We start from the raw sequence: 18,285 nt of genomic DNA on the forward strand, positions 1-18,285 counted from the left end.
TGGGTTTGACCATGACGACGTTCACCTCTACTCCCCGCGCCGATGGCTTCCATATGCCCGCCGAATGGGCGCCACAAACCCAGGTCTGGATGATCTGGCCCGAGCGGCCGGACAACTGGCGCCTTGGCGGCAAGCCGGCCCAGGCGGCCCATACGGCTGTTGCCAAGGCCATCGCCCGCTTCGAGCCGGTGACGGTCGGTGTTTCCGCCGCCCAGTACGAGAACGCGGTTTCTCGCCTGGCCGGCGAGCCGAACATTCGCGTGGTGGAAATCAGCAACGACGACGCCTGGGTCCGTGATACCGGCCCGACTTTCGTGATCAACGACCATGGCGACGTACGCGGCGTGGATTGGGGCTTCAACGCCTGGGGCGGCTTCAACGGCGGCCTTTACGCGCCGTGGAACCGTGACGAGCAGGTGGCCGGCAAGATCCTCGGGCTCGAGCGCAGTGGCCGCTATGTCACTGAAGGTTTCGTGCTCGAAGGCGGCTCGATCCATGTCGATGGCGAAGGCACCCTGATCACCACCGAAGAATGCCTGCTCAACGCCAACCGCAACCCGCACCTGAACCGCGAGCAGATCGAAGATATCCTGCGCGACAACCTCGCCGTGGACACCATCATCTGGCTCCCGGATGGTCTGTACAACGACGAAACCGACGGCCACGTCGACAACTTCTGCTGTTACGTCAGCCCGGGCGAAGTGTTACTGGCCTGGACCGATGATTCCAATGACCCCAACTACGCGCGTTGCCGCGCGGCCATGGCAGTGCTGGAAAGCCAGCGCGATGCCAAGGGACGCACTTTTGTCGTGCACAAAATGCCGATTCCGGGCCCGCTGTACGCCACCCAGGACGAGTGCGACGGCGTCGACATGGTCGCCGGCAGCCAGGAGCGCAGCCCGTCTTCGCGTCTGGCCGGCTCCTATGTGAACTTCCTGATCGTCAACGGCGGCATCATCGCGCCGAGCTTCAATGACCCGGCGGATGCCGAGGCTAGAGCGATCCTGGCGCGCCTGTTCCCGGATCACGACGTGGTCATGGTGCCGGGCCGCGAGCTGCTGCTGGGCGGCGGCAACATCCACTGCCTCACCCAGCAACAGCCGGCGCCCGCAAGTCGTTGATCTGACGCCAAAAAACAGCCCGTCCCGCGACGGGCTTTTTGTACCCGGCCGACGACTGGCACTCCCCAATGGCACAGCTCTTGTATTTGATTCACTTGTTATCAAGTGAGTGAGCAAACCTTTGCTCTGCACGGTTTTGTCATAAAGCTTGAGTATTTTGGTCAACTCACGCCTCTGGGGGAGTACGTGTGAAATGAATGCAGCACGTGAGTTGGCTTCGCACCCGACCGTGATGAATCACGAGGCGCTTCAGGTATTGGCGCAGTGGTTGAAACACAATGGACCAACCCGGGTCAGGAAGACCGATCCACGGCGTTTGCTGCTCGAACGCTATCCCGCTGGCCTGATCACCGATGCCGAGCTCGATGCTCTGCTGGGTATCTGGCACGGCTGAAGGGGCGACGGTTGAAAGGCGAAAAGGGCGGCACCGGTTGACGGTGCCGCCCTTTTTCATGGGCTTGGGGGCCGCTGGCTGGGAGAGGCCCTCTCGCTGGCAAGTCACCCTGGGAGCCGGTCTTGCCGGCGATGAGGCCGGTAGCCACAGCAACGATCAGAAGCTGTACGTCCCCGTCACCACCAGGCTGCGCGGGTCGCCGAACTGGATCTGCGAGGTACTGGTGCCCGACGCATAGTAGGTCTTGTCGGTGATGTTGCTCAGCGCCGCACGCAGGTCCCAGTCCCGGGTCCGGTAGCCCGCCAGTGCATCCCAGGTGCCATAGCCCGGCAGGACAATGGTGTTGCGGGTGTCGGCATAACGCTGGCCGACAAAGGTCAGGCCGGTCTCGGCGTACCAGCCCATCTCGGGTTTCCAGGTCAGGAACACGCTGCCGTTGCGCTTGGCGACGTCGGAGACGCGGTTGCCGGCGTTGCCGTCGGTGTCATCCACGATCGTCGCGTCCTGCAGGCCGAGGCCGCCACGCACGTACCAGTTGCCGCCGAGTTTGCCGGTGGCGGTCAGCTCGATGCCGCGCGAGCGCTGCAGGCCGGTGAGGATCACCCGGTTGCGGTCAAGCGGGTCGAGGTTGCGGCGGTTGTACAGTTCCAGCTCGTAGACGGCGAGGGTGGTGCTCAGGCGCTCGTCGAACCAGTCGCTCTTGACCCCGACTTCTTTCTGCCGGGTGGTTTCCGGATCGGTCTCGTTGGTGTTGCCCGCCGCGCCCGGGGTGATGCCGATCAGGCCGCCGCCCGGTGGCGAAAAGGTCTTGCTCCACGAAGCATAGAAGGAATGCTCCTGCCATGGCGACCAGACCACACCGAGGCGCGGGCTGACACCCGTGCTGTCCTGTTTTTCGCTGCGGCCGCTGACCTTGCTGGTGGTCTCTACCTCGAAGCGATCGAAGCGCACGCCGGCAAGGATCTGCCAGTGATCGTTCAGGCGGATCTGGTCCTGGACATACAGCCCGCTGCTGCTGACATCGGTGTGGTTGTTGCTCGACACCACCATCCGGCCTGTGTGCTGCAGGTTACGGTTCGGGTTGTAGACGTTGAGCGACGGCACGGCCTGGCCGCCAGCGCTGACGGCCTGAGCGGTGTGCAGCAGCGAGTTGCGCCGCTGCTCGCCCAGTTCCAGGCCGGTGAGCAGGGTGTGTTCAAGGCCCAGGGTGTCGAAGCGGCCTTCCACTTCCAGGTTGTTGAACAGGTTGCGGGTGTTCAGGTCCTGTTGCCAGCGCTGGCGTGTGACCAGGCCGGTGGCCGGGGTGTAGCCGGTGAGGTAGGTGTTGTCGAAGTTGCTGTCCAGGGTCATCAGGCCCAGGGTGTGGCGCAGTTGCCAGTGCTCGTTGAGCTGGTAGTTCAGGCGCGAGCGCAGCGACTCGGTCTTGTCGTCGATGTAGTCGCGCTGGGTGTCACCGTAGGTGGTGTCGCGGCTGACGTCCACCGGGCGGCCGGTCAGCGGATTGCCGGGGATGCCACGGTCCGGGGTGCGGTTGTAGCGGCTGTACTCGTACTGCACCAGCCAGTTCAGGTCCGGGGTCAGTTGCCAGCTCATGGACGGGGCGAACAGTTGGCGGTTGCCGTCGATACCGTCGCGCAAGCTGTTGTTGTCGCGGTTGCCCATGTTCAGGCGCAGGCTGATGTCGTCGGACGGGTCGGCGCTGAGGTCGGCGTAGAGGCTGCGCAGGTCTTCGCTGCCGCCCTGGACTTCGATGCTGGAGCGACGCCCGGCCTCCGGCGCCTTGCTCACCCGGTTGATGATCCCGCCCTGGCTGCCGCGGCCGTAAAGTACCGCTGCCGGGCCCTTGAGCACTTCGACCCGCTCGATGTTGTGCAGGTCGCGCACGTACTGGCTGTCGTCGCGGATACCGTCCAGATAGAAGTCGTTGCTGGCATCGAAGCCACGGATGCGCACGCTGTCGAAACGGGTATCGGCGCCGCTGCTGACGTTGGGGATGCCGCTCAGGGCCTTGCCCAGTTCACTGGTGCCGTAGTCCAGCAGGTTGCTGGTTTTCACCGAGTCGATGGCCTGTGGCACGTAGCGCACGGGTGTCGAGGTGCGGGTGGCGGTGGTGACTTCCTTTACCCGTGGATCATCGCGCTCGCTTTCCTGCTCGGCGCTGACCGAGGTTTCCGGCAAGGTGGTAGAAGCGGCCATGGTCAGACCGGAGCCGAGCAACAGGGAAATACCCAGGGACAAAGGGGAAAGGCGGCAAGGGGCAGGCATTGAGAGGGTGTATCCGGATGTGTTGTAGGAGGTTGGCAAAACGCGCGAATGATAATGCTTGGCATTTGCAAACGTTAAGCCTTTAGTCGTAGGTAATCCGGATATTTGTTTCTGAATGTATCTTTGCTGAAGCTATTCAGCCGGAAGACGAAACCCTGTCCAGTCGGGCAGTTTCAGCGATTTTGCCGCAGCTGATTTCGTCCGTATTCGCAGAAAATTGCAGCCGAAATCACGAAAAAGATGAAAATTGCCATCATTTCTTCACGATTTTTTGACATGCCGTTCCGCACGCGGCTAGGATTCGGCCCAACGCCTGTAGGCCCATAGGCCAAGACTCGAACAATAAAAGGCCCGCTGCGATCACTCGCACGCGGGCTTTTCATTTCCAGTCCGTGAGCGTCAACCCACGCAGGGGGCGTGGTCTGGCGTTTGGCTGCAGCGCGTATCAAATCACGTAATAAGGAAAACAAGATGTTGAAAACCCGGATCAGTCTGCTCGCACTGGGACTCATGGCCGCCTCTTCGGCAATGGCAAACGATCAAGCAGAGTCCAAGGGCTTCATTGAAGACAGCCACGCCAGCCTGCTGCTGCGCAACGCTTACATCAAGCGCGACAAGAAGCACGACACCAACGACCAGATGCAATGGGGCCAAGGCTTCATCGGCAAGTTCACCTCCGGCTACACCCAAGGCACCGTTGGTGTCGGCGTTGACGCCTTCGGCCTGTACGGCGTGCGTCTGGACGGCGGTACTGGCCACAACGAAGGCGGCGGCATCGACTTCTTCAAGCGTGGCGACAGCGGCAATGCCCAGCACGACATCTCCCGTGCCGGCGCAGCGGTCAAATTCCGCGTCTCCAACACCGTGCTGAAATACGGCGACCAGATGCCAGCGCTGCCAGTGCTGCAATACGACGATGCTCGTCTGCTGCCAGAAAGCTTCACCGGCACCTCGATCAACTCCAAGGAAATCGAAGGCCTGGAGCTGAACGCCGGTCGCTACACCCGCGAAGCACGCAAGTCCACCGAGCAGCGTGACAGCGGCCTGAAGTCGATCAACGTCTTCGGCGGTACCTACAAGTTCGCTCCGAACCTGACCGCTTCGCTGTACACCTCCGACGTCGAAGACGTGCTGAAGAAGCACTACCTGGGCGTCAACTACGTTCACTCGATCGCCAAAGACCAGTCCCTGACCCTGGACTTCAACGGCTACAAGTCCGACATCGACAAGAAATACGTCGACAAGATCGGCCTGAGCGGCGACCGCAACACCATCTGGAGCCTGGCAGCCACTTACGCCTTCGGCCCGCACTCGATCACCGTTGCGCACCAGCGCAGCACCGGCAGCACCGGCTACCAGTACGGCTGGTACCAGAATGGCGGCGGCGTGGGTGACGGTGGTTCGACCATCTACCTGGCCAACTCCTACTGGTCCGACTTCAACGCTGAAGACGAGCGTTCCTGGCAGATCGGCTACGGCCTGGACTTCGGCGCCTTTGGCGTACCGGGTCTGACCTACAACCTGGCGTTCGTCCGTGGTGACAACATCAACACCCGCGGTGCTGGCGAAGGTACCGAGCGCGAGATCTTCACCCAGGTCAAATACGTCGTTCAGGAAGGCCCTGCCAAGGACCTGAGCATGAAAGTTCGCGGTTCGTTCCTGCGTGGCTCGAACAACCTGCAGAACATCGACTACACCGAAGACGGCAACGAGCTGCGCGTGTTCGTCGAGTACCCGATCAGCATCTTCTGATTCTGATTGCGTGAAGAAAAGGCTCACCTGAGGGTGGGCCTTTTTTGTTTTTACCTTCGGAACTGTTGTACAGAGAGTGAAGCGGCTGCTGACTTAATAGTGTGTGCTGTGTGTATAAAATCGTTGCTTTTAGTGCATTGATGTGTACCGTACACACTTATCGGAGGCGCTTGACAGCATGCGCAGTAGGGACGTCATTACCCTACTTGAGGCGGATGGGTGGCTGTTAATAGGTGTACGTGGGAGCCACCACCATTTCAAGCATCCAGTGAAGTCGGGAAGGGTCACAGTCCCACATCCTAAAACTCAGATCGCCACCGGCACGCTGCACAGCATACTCAAGACCGCCGGCCTCAAATGATCTGCAGCGATCCCTTAGCATGGCCCCAGGAGAACCCCGTGAAGTTTCCGATAGTCATTCACAAAGACCCCGACTCCGACTACGGCGTAACCATCCCCGATGTTCCTGGTTGCTTCAGCGCTGGCGAGACGGTCGAGGACGCTCTGGACAATGTCCAGGAAGCGCTGGCGCTGCATTTCGAAGCGTTGGTGGCCGATGGTGAAGCGCTGCCTCAAGGCCGCGCGATTGATTTTCACTTGAGCAACAGCGACTACGCAGGAGGCGTCTGGGCTGTAGTCGATTTCGATATCACGCCGTATCTGGGGAAGTCCGTCCGTTTCAACGCAACGCTTCCTGAGCATTTGTTGCAGCGCATCGATGACTACGTGAAAACACATCCGGAGCAGAAGAGTCGCTCTGGCTTTCTGGCGTCTGCCGCGTTGCGGGTATTGTCTGGTGCCTGAGGTTGACTGACTCAGGCAACCGCCCTCTGCGCAGGTGACGCAGCGCTCCCCGCATCCCCCATCTCCGGCTCGAAACTGTCACTCCGGGCCATCCGCCACATCCGCGCATAAAACTCACTGTCGATCGACCCGCTGAGCAACTCCCCAGGCTTGAGGAACAGGTGCACCTGCGAGAACAGCCGGATCTCGCTTGGGCTGATGCGCCGGACCAGATGCTTGGGCTTCAGCTCGCCCGGATGCTCCAGGCCCGCCGCCGCCAACATCTCCGCCAGGGCGTGCAGGGTGTTGCGGTGGAAGCTGTAGACCCGGTCCGCTTTCTCCGGCACCACCAGCGCCCGTTGGCGCAGCGGGTCCTGGGTGGCGACTCCGGTCGGGCAGGCGTTGGTGTGGCAGCTCTGTGACTGGATACAACCGATGGCGAACATGAAGCCCCGCGCCGAATTCACCCAGTCGGCGCCGATGGCCAGCACGGCGGCGATGTCGAAGGCGCTGACGATCTTGCCTGCCGCGCCGATGCGAATGCGGTCCCGCAGGTTCAGCCCCACCAGGGTGTTGTGCACGAACATCAGCCCCTCGCGCATCGGCACGCCGATGTTGTCGCTGAACTCGCGGGGGGCGGCGCCGGTGCCGCCTTCCTTGCCGTCGACGACGATAAAGTCCGGGGTGATGCCGGTCGCCAGCATTGCCTTGGCAATGCCCATGAATTCCCACGGATGCCCGAGGCAGAACTTGAACCCCACCGGCTTGCCGCCGGACAGCTCGCGCAACCGGGCGACGAACTCCAGCAGACCGACCGGCGTGGAAAACGCGCTGTGGGCAGCGGGCGAAATGCAGTCCTGGCCCACCATCACGCCACGCGTCTCGGCGATTTCCGCGCTCACCTTGTGCCCCGGCAGAATCCCGCCGTGCCCCGGCTTGGCGCCCTGGCTCAGCTTGATCTCGATCATCTTCACCTGCGGGTCACGGGCCTGTTCGGCGAAGCGTTGCGGGTCAAAGCGGCCCTCGGCGGTGCGGCAACCGAAATAGCCGCTACCGATCTCCCAGATCAGGTCGCCGCCATGCTCGCGGTGATACGGGCTGATGCTGCCTTCACCGGTGTCATGAGCAAAGCGCCCGCGCTTGGCGCCCTTGTTCAGTGCCGCGATGGCATTGGCGCTGAGGGCGCCGAAACTCATCGCCGAGATATTGAAGATCGACGCCGAGTACGGCTGCCGGCACTGCGGCCCGCCGATGGCGATGCGAAACGACGCCGGGTCGGGCGTGGCGACCGGCAACATCGAATGGCCGATGAACTCGAAGCCGGGACGATAGGCGTCTTTCAGCGTGCCGAAGGCCTTTTCCGCACTCTCGTTCTTGGCCCGGGCATACACCAGCGAGCGCTGCGCACGGGAGAACGGCAGTTGCTCGTCGTCGCCCTCGATCAGGTATTGGCGAATCTCCGGGCGGATGGTTTCGATCAGGTAACGCAGATTGCCGAGGATCGGATAATTGCGCCGCACCGCATGGTGCGTCTGCCGCAGATCGTTCAGGCCGACCAGGCTGAGCAGTGCAGTGATGGCCGTGAACGGCCACAGCCAGGCGTGGCCGGGCAGAAACGGGAGGCTGACGAAGGTGAACGACAGGCAGCCGATCAGACAGGCGTAACGGCTTTGGAACAACGCTTTCATGGGTTTTCCGCTGGGCTCTTGATCGGGCCAAGGATAGGCAAAGCGCGGCGGGGGAAAACCTGGGGAATCGGTAAAACACTTTATCGCGGGAGGGGTGAAACCCCGGCACAGCTCTTAAACGACGAAAGGGCAGGAGAGGGGCTTTGATTTTGGTAAAAGTAGCGTATACGTTACATATCAAAACAAATGTCACGAATACAAAACATGGACCCAGCATTCATCATCAGCCGCCTGGCGCACCAGATCCGTCAGTTGCGCATAAACCGTGGATTGACCCAAGCGGAGCTTGGCAGGTTGGCGCGCATTACCAGGCAAAAAGTTATCGCGATTGAGCAAGGCAACTCCTCGGTGAGTATGGTTTTCTACGCTCAAGCGTTGGCTGCTCTGGATTGCCAACTTGAAGTCGTACCAGCGGCTATTCCGACGCTCGATGAAATTCAGGGGATATTTGACTGATGAAGAGCGCGTTCGAGCTCACCCCCGCTGCTCCCGATACTCCCGCGGCGACATCCCGAACTCGCTCTTGAACGCCCGTGAAAAATGGCTCAGGTCCTTGAACCCCCAGCTCAGGGCGATGGGTGTGATCTTCACGTCGCTCTGCAGGATCGCCTCGGCGCAGCGTTGTAGCCTGCGTTCGAGGATGTAGCGGCCCACGCTGGTTTCGTAGCGTGCGAACAGGCGATGCAGGTTGCGCACCGAGGTGCCCGCCACCGAGGCGATTCGCTCCGGGCACAGGGTTTCGTCCGCCAGGTAACGCTCGATCACCGCCTTGGCCTTGGCCATGACCGCCGGCGGCGAAGCATCGCAAGCCTCGCCCTGTGCCGCGGTCAAGGCGGGGCGCAGCAGGGCGAGGATGGCGTCGAGGACGGCGAGGGATTCGTCGGTGGTGAGACGGGTGTCGTTGAGCAACTGGCCCACCAGCACGGCGCTCATCGCGCCCATGGATGATGCCGCGTCGATGCGCTGGTTGATGCGCAGGCGCTGCTCGCGAAAACGCCGCAGTACCTCTTGGCGCGGCAGGATCAGCGACACCTGATCGCTCAGCCCGCTGAAGTGAAAATCGCTCGGCCGGGTGACATCCAGCAACACCAGGTCGCCACTGGCGAGGCGGGTCTGGGTATCGGACTGGCAGCTCAGCGCTTCGCCGCTCAGTTGCAGCACCAGGTAGAAGAAGTCCTTGTCGTCGCCACGGATGTCGCGCAGCGAGCGGTGCACATGGGAGCAGTTGCTGGTGATGCGCGCGCCTTCGACCTGGCAGCGCTGGCTGTCCAGCGCGGTGACCGCGCCCTGGAAGCTGGTGATGTGGGTCTCGACTGGCGGTTCGACATGGAAGGTGCCGCAGCTGGACGCCAGGTCGCCATGCCAGACCTCGAAGCCTTCGCGCCCTTGAAACAGATTCGCGTGTTGCAGGTTCATCGCTCACCTCGGGCCGGCTTTGGCCGGTGTTGTTCTTGTGGGGCGGGGCGCGTGGTGCGGGAGCTGGTAACAATCTACTAACATGTTAATTGTTTTTACAAGTTCGCCGACGCCCTCGCGACGCATGGCACCACCAGGCAAGCGCCTGGCGCTGTGAGCCGTGTTCACGATGGGCACAGAGGGACTTTAATCATGGCTCGTCCCACTACTTCGTATCCGGCCATGAATAACAACAACAGCCAGCATCTGCAGCCCACCTTGCGCTGGACCGACGCCTTCGCCCTGTCGATGGCGGTGTCCGGTTCCATCTTCGCGTCCTTCGGTTTCGCCCTCGGCGTGCTCGGCCCGGTTGGTGCCCTGGCGCTCTGGGTCGGTTCGGCGACCATCGGCGCCTGCCAGAACTGGATCTTCCTCGAAGTCTCGGCGATGTTCCCCGACAAGCCCGGTGGCATCGCCATGATCGCCACCGAAGGCTGGCGCCGACGCTGCACGCTGGTCGGCCCGCTGGCCTCATTCGGCTACTGGCTGGGCTGGTCGGCGGTGCTGTCGATTGTCAGCGTCAGCGCCGGTGCGCTGGCACAGGCGCAGTGGTTCGCGGATCAGACCTGGAGCTACAGCGTCGGTCCGTTGAGTGTCGGCCTGCCGCAATTGATCGGGGCCGGCCTGTTGTTGCTGTTCTGGCAGTTCAATCGCCTGGGCGTGCACATGGCGGCGTCCGTTTCCAAATACATGGGCGCGCTGTTGCTGGTGCCAATCCTGGTGCTGGCGGTGTCGCCCGTGTTCGGCGATGGCTGGAGCTTCGAGCGTTTCCGCCACGCCCTGGATGAGCCGGTGGCGTTGGACTGGAGCTTCTGGCGCACCGCGCTGGTGTGGCTGTTCCTCGTCAGCTGGAGTGCCTACGGCACCGAGATGTGCGCCGCCTTCGGCCCGGAATACCGCAGCCAGCGCGACATGCGCCTGGCCTTGCTGACCTCCGGCGGCTACACAGTGCTGGTCTTCGCTGCCGTCGCCTTCGGCCTCGGCGGCCTGGTGGACCGCGAAGCCGCACTGGCCAATCCGAGCGGTTTCTACATCGATGCCTTCAACGCGGTGGTGGGCAGCGGCTACAGCGATTTCTTCGTCGCCGCGCTGCTGGTCGGCCTGTTCATGGGCCTCAACGCTGCCCTGGCCGATGGCTCCCGTGCCCTTTACGGCATGGCGCTGGAGGGCCTGACCATTCGCCAGTTGGGCACCCTCAACAAGCACCAGGTGCCGGGGCGCTGCATGAGCGTGGCGGTGCTGCTCAATCTGGCGATGATCTTCCTGCTGTCTTCGCCGCTGGCGATGCTGGTGACCGCCAACATTGGCTACCTGGTGGCGATCTTCTTCGCCTTGTCCGGCTTCCTGTTGCTGCGCCGTGATGCCCCGGACCTGCCGCGTCCGGTGCGCCTGGGGCGTGGCTGGATCGTGGTCGCCTGGGTGCTGAGCCTGTTCACCGCCACGGTGGTGGTGGTCGGTACCGCCTCGGCGGAACTGGCGGGTTACGGCGGCCTGAAAGAAGTCGCCACCGGCCTCGGCATTTTGCTGCTGTCGCTGGTGCTCTACGGCATCCGCCGGCTGCAGGACCGGCACCCCGCGCCGGACGCGCTCTCCCGTTAATCGGTTCGATCACGACACGTACAAGGTGAACCCATGCTGTCCGTAGAAACCCCCACCACTTACTACACCGCCACGCGCAAGTACGACCTACGGTTCCCCGACCTGGAGCAGGACCTGGACGCCGAAGTCGTGGTCATCGGCGGCGGCTTTTCCGGCGTCAATACCGCGCTGGAACTGGCCGAGCGCGGTGTCACCGACATCGTTCTGCTGGAGGCCCGCTACCTCGGCTTCGGCGGTTCGGGGCGCAATGGCGGGCACATCATGGCCGGCATCGGCCACGACCTGGAAAAGATCCGCAGGAGCGTTGGCGACGACGGCCTGCAGGCGGTGTTCGAGATCAGCGACCTGGGCGCCTCGATCATCCAGTCACGCATCGCCAAATACGGTATCGACGCCGACTTTCGCCACGGCTACGGCTACCTCGGCTTCAACAAGCGCCAGGGCAAGCTGCTGCAGGCGTGGGAGAAGGAGTTCAAGCAACTCAGCCCGAACCATGAGATCGCTTACCTGGAAGGCAGCGAAGTGCGCGGTATCGTCGGCTCGGATATCTACACCTGCGCCCTCAAGCACATGGGCAACGGCCACCTGCACTCGCTGAACATGCTGCTGGGCTCGGCCAAGGCGTTGGTGGAGCAGGGCGGGCGGATCTTCGAAAACACGCCGGTACTGGAAGTGACCTACGGCGACACCATCCATATCCGCACCGCCAAGGGCTCGGTGCGGGCGAAGAAGGTCCTCTGGTCATGCGGCGCCTTCCTCGACCGCCTGGAGCCCGAGCTGCACAAGAGCATCGTCAATACCTACGCCTTCCAGCTGGTCACTGAGCCGCTGCCCGACGCACTGATCCAGCAGATCAGCCCGATCCGCGGCGCCTTCAGCGACATCCGCCCGGTGATCGAGTACTACCGCGTCACCAACGAAAACCGCCTGCTGTTCGGTTCGGCCACGCGGATGCTCGAGTACATCCCCAACGACCTCAAGGCCTGGAACCGCCAGCTGATGCTCAAGGTGTTCCCGTACCTGGAGCCGGTGCGTATCGACCTGGCCTGGGGCGGGCCGATGGAATGCAGTGCCAACCTGTTCCCGCAGATCGGCACCTTGCCGGGCCGGCCCAACGCCTATTTCGTCCAGGGCTATTCGGGCTTCGGCGTGACCCCGAGCCACGTCATTAGCCAGGTAGTGGCCGACGGCATGACCCACGGCTCGCGCCACTGGGACGTGATGAGTGCGATCCCCCGCACCCGCATTCCCGGCAAGGACAACCTGCGCAACCTGATCTGCACCCTGGGCAAGGTCAGCCACCAGCTCGCCGGCTACCGCAACGGCCGTCGCTGACCGCCAACCCCCTCTGAAACGCCCCTCGCGGGGCACCCAACCCTTCGACCGAGAGGATTCGAACATGCCTTCTGCTGCCCTGAAAACGGCCCTGCAAGCCCGCCTCGACCTGCTGCAAACCCTGTGGGCGCGGCGTGATGCCGACGCCATCGTCCGCGAGCTGTACACCGACGCCACCGAAATCACCGGCGCCGGCAGCGACGCCCTGTACCACGGCACCGCGCAACTGCGCGAACTGCTCACGGCCCTGGTCACCGACTCGCGCGGCGCCTCGATCTGCATCGACCGCCTCACCGCGCTGGGCGACAGCGCCGCCTACACCTGGGTCACCTGGCACGTGCTGCCGCTGCAGGGCGAGGCCTTCGCGATGAAAAGCCTGTTCGTCTGGGCGCTGAGCGACGGCCAGTGGCGGGTGATCGCCGACATGTACGCCGAAGGCGAGATCCCGGCCTGAAGCCCTTTCGCCGGCTCCTGCGGGAGCCGTTCTTCTTCCTGATCCGAGACCGTCACGATGCGAAAACAACAACTCCTGGCATCCGTTCCGCTACTGCTGGCCCTGTCACCCTGGGCCCAGGCGCTGACCCTGTACCAGGACGCCGACAGCGAAATCGCCGCCCGGCTGCAAGGCGCCGCCGGCCTTTTTCATAGCCGCGAAAGCTACGCCCAGACCGGCGAGCGCGAAGCCGGCAGTGTCGACTGGCAGGAAGCCACGCTGCAATACGGCATCGACTTCAAGCACCGCAGCGCAGGGTTCGGCGAACTTCACGGCGCCCTCGACTGGGTCAGCAGCGCCAGCTTCGGTGATGGCGACGCTGCCGGCTGGACGGTCGGCGACGAACGCACCACCAAGATCGAAAACGCCTGGCTCGGCTGGCGCTCCGCCGACCTGTTCCCGGCCTTGGGCGAGAACGGCGTGGGACATATCGGGCGGGCGCCAGAACGTCGTGGTGGGTGACGGCTTCCTGATCTCCAGCGACGCCTTGAACATCGGCCGCGGCCTGCTGGACGGCGCGGTCAATCGGGGCGGCGCCTACTACCTTACCGGCCGCAAGGCCTTCGACCAGACCGCCATCCTGCGCCTGGGCGGCGACCAGGGCTGGCGCGGCGACCTCATGTGGCTCAAGTCCGACAACCCGGCCCAGGCCAGCCCCGAACTCGCCGTCGCGACCCTCGAACACATCGCCGCACCGGCCACCTTCGGCCTCACCGCCATCAAGGTCACCGACACCGACGCCGCCCTGGCCGACCTGCTGTACCCGGAACGCAAGGGCATGAAGCTCTACAGCGCCCGGGCCCAGGGCAATGCCGGCGTCAGCGACCTGTTCCTCGCCGCCGAACATGCCTGGGAGCGCAAGGACGCCGGCAACGAAAATGCCTGGTACCTCGAAGCCGGCTGGACCTTCTCGCAACTGCCCGGCAAACCCAGCGTCAACTACCGCTACAGCCGCTTCTCCGAAGGTTACGACCCGTTGTTCTACGGCAATGGCCGGGCGCTAGGCACCTGGTTCCAGGGCGAAGTCGCGTCCAACTACGCCGGCCCGTTCAACAGCAACACCCGCGTGCATCACCTCGGCCTCAAGGCCACCGTGCATGACAACCTGAACGTGGGCGCGCTGATCTACACCTTCGACACCCTCGACCCGAGCCTGGGCAATCGCGATGCCCGCGAGCTGGACCTGTACGCGGAATGGGCCGTGGACGAGCACTGGAGCGTGCTGCCGCTGGTGGGGTACTACAAGCCCAGGCGCAGTGCCGAAGAGGGCGGTAGTCAGTTGGGGACGACGCGGGGGAATCTGTATGGGCAGTTGTTGCTGGTATGGAGTTACTGACGCTCCCGCTAACGGGCGGGAGGAATCCGATACCGCGTGCTCCGCCCGCCGCCCGGCAGTCGCTCAAGCAATCCCTTTTCCAGCAAGTCTGCCAGGTGCCGGGTCGCCGTCGCCTTGCTCACCTTCGCTACCGCCTGATACTGCGCGGCGCTGATGCCGTTTTCGAAGCCTTTGGTGCCGCCGTCCAGCAGCCGGTTCAACACCTTCAACTGCTCTGTCGACAGCGGTGTCAGGCGGTGGCTTTGCCAGAACCGTGTCTCGTTCAACACGGGGTCGATGGTGCCGAGCGCCTGGCTTATGGCCGCCAGCAGCGTTTGCAGAAACCACACCAGCCAGTGCGTGATGTCCAGCGTGCGCTTCTGGCTCTGTTCGAGGATGCGGTAATAGCCCGCACGGTTTGGACGCACTGGCGCAGCAGCTCGCCAAGCGCGTCTGCCTGCCAGTGAAAGGCCGGCCATTGCGGCTGTTGCCATATCCATTGCGGTGCCATGAGTGCCTCTGAGCCGAATACCAAGTCTATTCGGCTCACAAAATGAGCCGAATAATGAGTGTATTCGGCTCACCGGGGATGGCAAGTGCGATATCAGCCCGGTTGCCCGGCACTCACGGACAACTTCTCCAGAAACCTCATCAACAGACTCTCTTCCGCCCGCAACCCCTTGCGCGCCGCGGCCAGGCGCAGGCCGTTCAACTCCCCGGCATGAAAGGCATCGATCAGCGCCGGGTGGATGTAGCACTTGCGGCACACGGCCGGGGTGTTGCGCAGCTCGGTCGCCACGGCGGTCACCATCGCCACCACATGCTTCTTCGCGGCGGTTTCGGGTTGCCATTCCAGCTCCCGCAGCAGGGTCAGGGCCAGGGCGCTGCCGGCCCAGGTGCGGTAGTGCTTGGCGGTGAACTCGGCGCCGGTCAGCTCCTGCAGATAGCGGTTGATGTCGCTGGAGGTCACGCTGTGGCGCTCGCCGTTTTCATCCAGGTACTGGAAGAGCTGCTGGCCGGGCAGTTCCAGGCAGCGCTTGATGATCCGCGCCAGACGCCGGTCGTTGACGCTCACCTCATGCTCGATGCCGCTCTTGCCGCGAAAGTGAAAACGGATGGTGCTGCCGCTGACCTCGACATGGCGGTTGCGCAGCGTGGTCAGGCCATAGGAGCGGTTCTCCTGGGCGTAGCGCGTGTTGCCGACGCGGATCAGCGTGTCATCGAGCAGCAGGATCACCGTGGCCAGCACCTTCTCGCGGCTGAGCTGGGGCAGGGCGAGGTGTTGCTGCAGGGTTTCGCGCAGTGCCGGCAGCGCCTTGCCGAAGGCCAGCAGACTGGCGTACTTGTCGGCGTCGCGCACCTCACGCCAGCGCGGGTGATAGCGGTACTGCTTGCGCCCGCGGGCGTCGCGGCCGGTGGCTTGCAGATGGCCGTCGGGGTCGGCGCAGATCCATACGTCGGTGTAGGCGGGCGGCACCGCCAGCGCATTGATGCGGGCCACCACTTCCGGATCTCGGATACGTTCGCCCTGGCTGTCGAAGTAGGCGAACTTGCCGCGCAGCTTGCGCCGGCGGATGCCGGGTTGGGTGTCGTCCACGTAGTGCAGACCGGCGGGAAGGACTTGGGGATCGCTCACGTCGAGGGCCTTTGGGAGTCAGCTATCGATACTGGATTAGCCCGGTTGGCGGGGGATTTAGTTCCGTGCGGGTTTCGGTGGACTGGGGCGGGGATGGGCTGTAGGCTTTCGCGGTCGCTGCGAGACAGCGATCGGGTTTGGTCGCCCGTTTAAAAAGTGTGCAAACAGATACATCCTCCATGCGTACAGGCGCTTCTGCGTTTGTTGCGTGTTATGGCGGCTGTGTGCGGGAGGCATTCGTGCCTGCCGGGTTTGCCTCTTTGTCCCGGTCGACCAATCCGTACACAGTCGTCACCAATCTGTTTGGTCGCGGAACGGTGATGGCTCCACTTAAGGAGGAGATTCATCGTGACAAAGATTGTTCCAGATCCCCCAAAAGCTTTTCTCGGCAAAACCGCCGCTGTCGTCTTCGGCCAATGCAAGGCTGGTCATCCCCCGTTGTTCACCGTCCGCGCCGATGTCGACGCGGAAGACGCTCTGGTCCACGCCGCGCTGCTCCTGCAAGGCATCTACGAAACCCTCCAGCAAACCTGTGAAACCGCAGAATTGCCCGTTTGCAAAGGGCTGCTGCTGGCGCCGATGCATTCGGCGGAAATGGCCAAAGGGTTGGTGGATGCGGTGCTGGATGGGATCGAGATGAGGCGGTTGGGGGTGAGTGGGTAGAAGCGCTGCGTGAAGGAAGAAGGCTCACCGGGAGGTGGGCCTTTTTGTTACTTCTCCAAGTTGAGGAAGCCTTTGAGGGTTAAGCCAGCATAGCTGCGAAGAAGAAATGCCGTAAATCTGAGACTCTAGACATGATGATGTCAAAGTAGTAGCTTTTGGCCGCTGGCAATTGTGTTGTCATGTCTGATGAGACATGTTGAAGAAAAATAGTAAAAGTCTTTTTATGGAAGAAAAGAATGTCTAGACGGGGTAGATATTATTTAGCGAGAGTAATAAAGCTTGGCCTGCTTAACCAGGAAAAGCTCTTAAACGCGATCGCTAATGCTCCTATCGTAGCTATTGGGAGTTTCGAGTGGACTATCACGGACGTTGTTGATGGTCGTAACTTTGATATGCCATTTATATACGGAAACTTAGTTAAGTATTCCGAGGATGGCGAGGTTACGATTGTCAATGAATCTGCAAAAAAACAGCGGCAAGCTCGCGCTCCTTACTTGCTAGAGGCTAGCGCTCCGTTTGTTTATCTTCCAGAGTTCTCTGGGCTAGCTTTTCTGCACGTCTGGAACGGAATACAAGAGAATATTTTCCCTAAACGTTTCAAGGCTATAATTGAGTCGGCATATGACAATTTTTTTGTAGATTGTACAATTGAGTCAGTGACAGATTATAGAGCGTTTCTAGAGAAGCTCAAATCTTTGGAAGTGATTAGCGAATTGTCTGCCAAGGTACATCCACCAAACCCTTTATTTGGAAGGCTTTGGGGTAGTCTGGATAATTATGTAAAACGCCGTCAAGCTGAAGAAGTGATGGTTAAAGAAGTAACAGCTAAACCAGAAGGGTTATCAACGCAGTTGGTGGAATTGATAGAGAAAATTCTTGAAAATCCGAATTTCCAACCATCGAAGGAACCCGATATTACAGATGCCGCACTGTTAATGGCTGCTGATGGATATGGTTCTGGAAAAGCTGTAGGTATCGAGGGCGGCGATGAGGTAGTAGTCAAAACTTCAGAGTCTCAGAAAAGCTTCCTCTTCGATAAAAGCCCAGATCCCAAGAAGCTTGCGACGCTTGCGAATCAGCATTTTAAGCGAGTTAGTGAAGAGCGAGATATGAAGCATTGATTATGCGAGTCCTATATTTTTCTCGAGTTTTCCTATTAAGTTTAGAGGCTGTTGTTTTATTGGTCGGGCTGTCGATTTGGATTAATTTTCCAAAGGAGATAGATTCTGTCGCAGGTTCGATGGCGCTAAATGAAGAGATATTGAAGTACATAATGGTACTTCCTGTCGCCCTTGCTGTGTGGGTTTTTAATGAGATCCGGACGTTACTGCAAGAGGATAAGGAGACGATCAAAATACTTACGGCTTGGCCGGATTACTGGAAATTAAAATGCCATGTCTGGGTGGCGTTACATTATGCGGTGATTTTTGCAGTGATATCAATTTCGCCATGGCTAGTTAAGTCTGGAATTACTAGTGGTGGAGGAATGATGCTGTTTTTAATAAGTCTTCTAGGGCAGCTAGTTCTTTCATTTGGCGTTTATATGGCTAGAATAAGATCCAGAGAAGTGCTTGCCTGCTTGTGATTTTTTGTTTAAGGATTTGGTTCCGACTGTTTTTATAGTGGTGGTGTCTCATGTTTTTGACGCGGGCATAACCCTTCGGCTGGCCGCCTAATGATTTTAGAATATAAAGTTGTTTTCTTGGCAAAAAGGTATGGCTGGGTGTGGATGATTTCCTAGTTACGAAGATGATTAATGAGTTGTTGAAGTTGCTTTAAAAAGACT

At 61.1% G+C, this 18,285-nt stretch carries 17 protein-coding genes and 3 pseudogenes; 13 read left to right on the plus strand and 7 right to left on the minus strand.

The features are described from left to right. The first annotated feature begins 11 nt into the window (after positions 1-11). Together aguA and AC05QJ_RS02685 are read left to right on the plus strand one after the other, a co-directional pair. Positions 12-1,121 (plus strand): agmatine deiminase, encoded by a 1,110-nt coding sequence (gene aguA / locus AC05QJ_RS02680; RefSeq protein WP_476745460.1) that lies wholly within the window; start codon positions 12-14, stop codon positions 1,119-1,121. Positions 1,122-1,314: 193 nt separating this feature from the next. Beyond that, on the plus strand, positions 1,315-1,515 hold the full coding sequence (locus AC05QJ_RS02685) for a hypothetical protein (RefSeq protein ID WP_476745461.1): 201 nt from the start codon (positions 1,315-1,317) through the stop codon (positions 1,513-1,515). A 156-nt stretch (positions 1,516-1,671) separates the two neighbouring features. On the opposite strand, the gene AC05QJ_RS02690 is transcribed toward AC05QJ_RS02685, so the two are convergent. Both AC05QJ_RS02690 and AC05QJ_RS02695 read right to left on the minus strand, forming a co-directional pair. Then, on the minus strand, positions 1,672-3,780 hold the full coding sequence (locus tag AC05QJ_RS02690) for a TonB-dependent receptor (RefSeq protein WP_476745462.1): 2,109 nt from the start codon (positions 3,778-3,780) through the stop codon (positions 1,672-1,674). A gap of 173 nt (positions 3,781-3,953) precedes the next feature. Continuing rightward, a complete protein-coding gene (locus tag AC05QJ_RS02695; protein ID WP_476748050.1) occupies positions 3,954-4,292 on the minus strand; it encodes a hypothetical protein in 339 nt (112 codons plus the stop codon). On the opposite strand from AC05QJ_RS02695, the gene AC05QJ_RS02700 reads away from it, so the two are divergent. From AC05QJ_RS02700 to AC05QJ_RS02710, 3 genes are all read left to right on the plus strand, one after another. Beyond that, the gene (locus AC05QJ_RS02700; protein ID WP_476745463.1) at positions 4,252-5,532 is read left to right on the plus strand and encodes an OprD family porin; all 1,281 of its coding nucleotides are present in this window, start codon (positions 4,252-4,254) and stop codon (positions 5,530-5,532) included. The genes AC05QJ_RS02695 and AC05QJ_RS02700 overlap by 41 nt on opposite strands. 178 nt (positions 5,533-5,710) lie before the next feature. Next, on the plus strand, positions 5,711-5,893 hold the full coding sequence (locus AC05QJ_RS02705) for a type II toxin-antitoxin system HicA family toxin (protein ID WP_476745464.1): 183 nt from the start codon (positions 5,711-5,713) through the stop codon (positions 5,891-5,893). A 38-nt stretch (positions 5,894-5,931) separates the two neighbouring features. Further along, entirely contained in the window at positions 5,932-6,336 is a 405-nt protein-coding gene (locus AC05QJ_RS02710; RefSeq protein ID WP_476745465.1) for a type II toxin-antitoxin system HicB family antitoxin, read from the plus strand. Positions 6,337-6,347: 11 nt separating this feature from the next. Here the strand turns inward: AC05QJ_RS02710 and AC05QJ_RS02715 are convergent, their stop codons facing one another. Next, positions 6,348-8,003 (minus strand): FMN-binding glutamate synthase family protein, encoded by a 1,656-nt coding sequence (locus tag AC05QJ_RS02715; RefSeq protein WP_476745466.1) that lies wholly within the window; start codon positions 8,001-8,003, stop codon positions 6,348-6,350. A 204-nt stretch (positions 8,004-8,207) separates the two neighbouring features. Between AC05QJ_RS02715 and AC05QJ_RS02720 the strand changes: the two genes are divergently transcribed. Then, positions 8,208-8,459, plus strand: a complete 252-nt coding sequence (locus tag AC05QJ_RS02720; RefSeq protein WP_476745467.1) for a helix-turn-helix transcriptional regulator — start codon at positions 8,208-8,210, stop codon at positions 8,457-8,459. A gap of 18 nt (positions 8,460-8,477) precedes the next feature. On the opposite strand, the gene feaR is transcribed toward AC05QJ_RS02720, so the two are convergent. Further along, positions 8,478-9,419, minus strand: coding sequence for a transcriptional regulator FeaR (gene feaR, locus AC05QJ_RS02725; RefSeq protein ID WP_476745468.1), 942 nt, complete (start codon positions 9,417-9,419; stop codon positions 8,478-8,480). Between the two features lie 192 nt (positions 9,420-9,611). Here feaR and AC05QJ_RS02730 point away from each other — a divergent pair, with 192 nt between their 5' ends. From AC05QJ_RS02730 to AC05QJ_RS02745, 4 genes and pseudogenes are all read left to right on the plus strand, one after another. Further along, positions 9,612-11,057, plus strand: coding sequence for an APC family permease (locus AC05QJ_RS02730; protein WP_476745469.1), 1,446 nt, complete (start codon positions 9,612-9,614; stop codon positions 11,055-11,057). Between the two features lie 33 nt (positions 11,058-11,090). Then, a complete protein-coding gene (locus tag AC05QJ_RS02735; RefSeq protein ID WP_476745470.1) occupies positions 11,091-12,392 on the plus strand; it encodes an NAD(P)/FAD-dependent oxidoreductase in 1,302 nt (433 codons plus the stop codon). Between the two features lie 64 nt (positions 12,393-12,456). After that, the gene (locus AC05QJ_RS02740; protein ID WP_476745471.1) at positions 12,457-12,846 is read left to right on the plus strand and encodes a nuclear transport factor 2 family protein; all 390 of its coding nucleotides are present in this window, start codon (positions 12,457-12,459) and stop codon (positions 12,844-12,846) included. A 57-nt stretch (positions 12,847-12,903) separates the two neighbouring features. Then, positions 12,904-14,221, plus strand: a pseudogene (locus AC05QJ_RS02745) (alginate export family protein). Positions 14,222-14,229: 8 nt separating this feature from the next. Here AC05QJ_RS02745 and AC05QJ_RS02750 read toward each other — a convergent pair. The 3 genes and pseudogenes from AC05QJ_RS02750 to AC05QJ_RS02760 all read right to left on the minus strand — a co-directional run. Beyond that, a pseudogene (locus tag AC05QJ_RS02750) lies at positions 14,230-14,619 on the minus strand (Fic family protein); the annotation flags it as partial. A gap of 26 nt (positions 14,620-14,645) precedes the next feature. Next, positions 14,646-14,711: pseudogene (locus AC05QJ_RS02755) on the minus strand (hypothetical protein); the annotation flags it as partial. A 93-nt stretch (positions 14,712-14,804) separates the two neighbouring features. Further along, entirely contained in the window at positions 14,805-15,836 is a 1,032-nt protein-coding gene (locus AC05QJ_RS02760) for a DNA topoisomerase IB (protein ID WP_476745472.1), read from the minus strand. 348 nt (positions 15,837-16,184) lie between these two features. On the opposite strand from AC05QJ_RS02760, the gene AC05QJ_RS02765 reads away from it, so the two are divergent. The 3 genes from AC05QJ_RS02765 (at position 16,185) to AC05QJ_RS02775 (ending at position 18,084) form a co-directional block, all read left to right on the plus strand. Next, complete coding sequence (locus AC05QJ_RS02765) at positions 16,185-16,499, plus strand: DUF3077 domain-containing protein (RefSeq protein ID WP_476745473.1); 315 nt, start codon at positions 16,185-16,187, stop codon at positions 16,497-16,499. A 236-nt stretch (positions 16,500-16,735) separates the two neighbouring features. Then, positions 16,736-17,620: a DUF4747 family protein gene (locus tag AC05QJ_RS02770; protein ID WP_476745474.1), complete on the plus strand. Its 885-nt coding sequence runs from the start codon at positions 16,736-16,738 to the stop codon at positions 17,618-17,620. Between the two features lie 2 nt (positions 17,621-17,622). Then, positions 17,623-18,084 (plus strand): hypothetical protein, encoded by a 462-nt coding sequence (locus AC05QJ_RS02775; RefSeq protein WP_476745475.1) that lies wholly within the window; start codon positions 17,623-17,625, stop codon positions 18,082-18,084. The last annotated feature ends 201 nt before the right edge of the window (positions 18,085-18,285 follow it).

It is taken from the genome of Pseudomonas sp. TUM25319, from assembly GCF_056388475.1.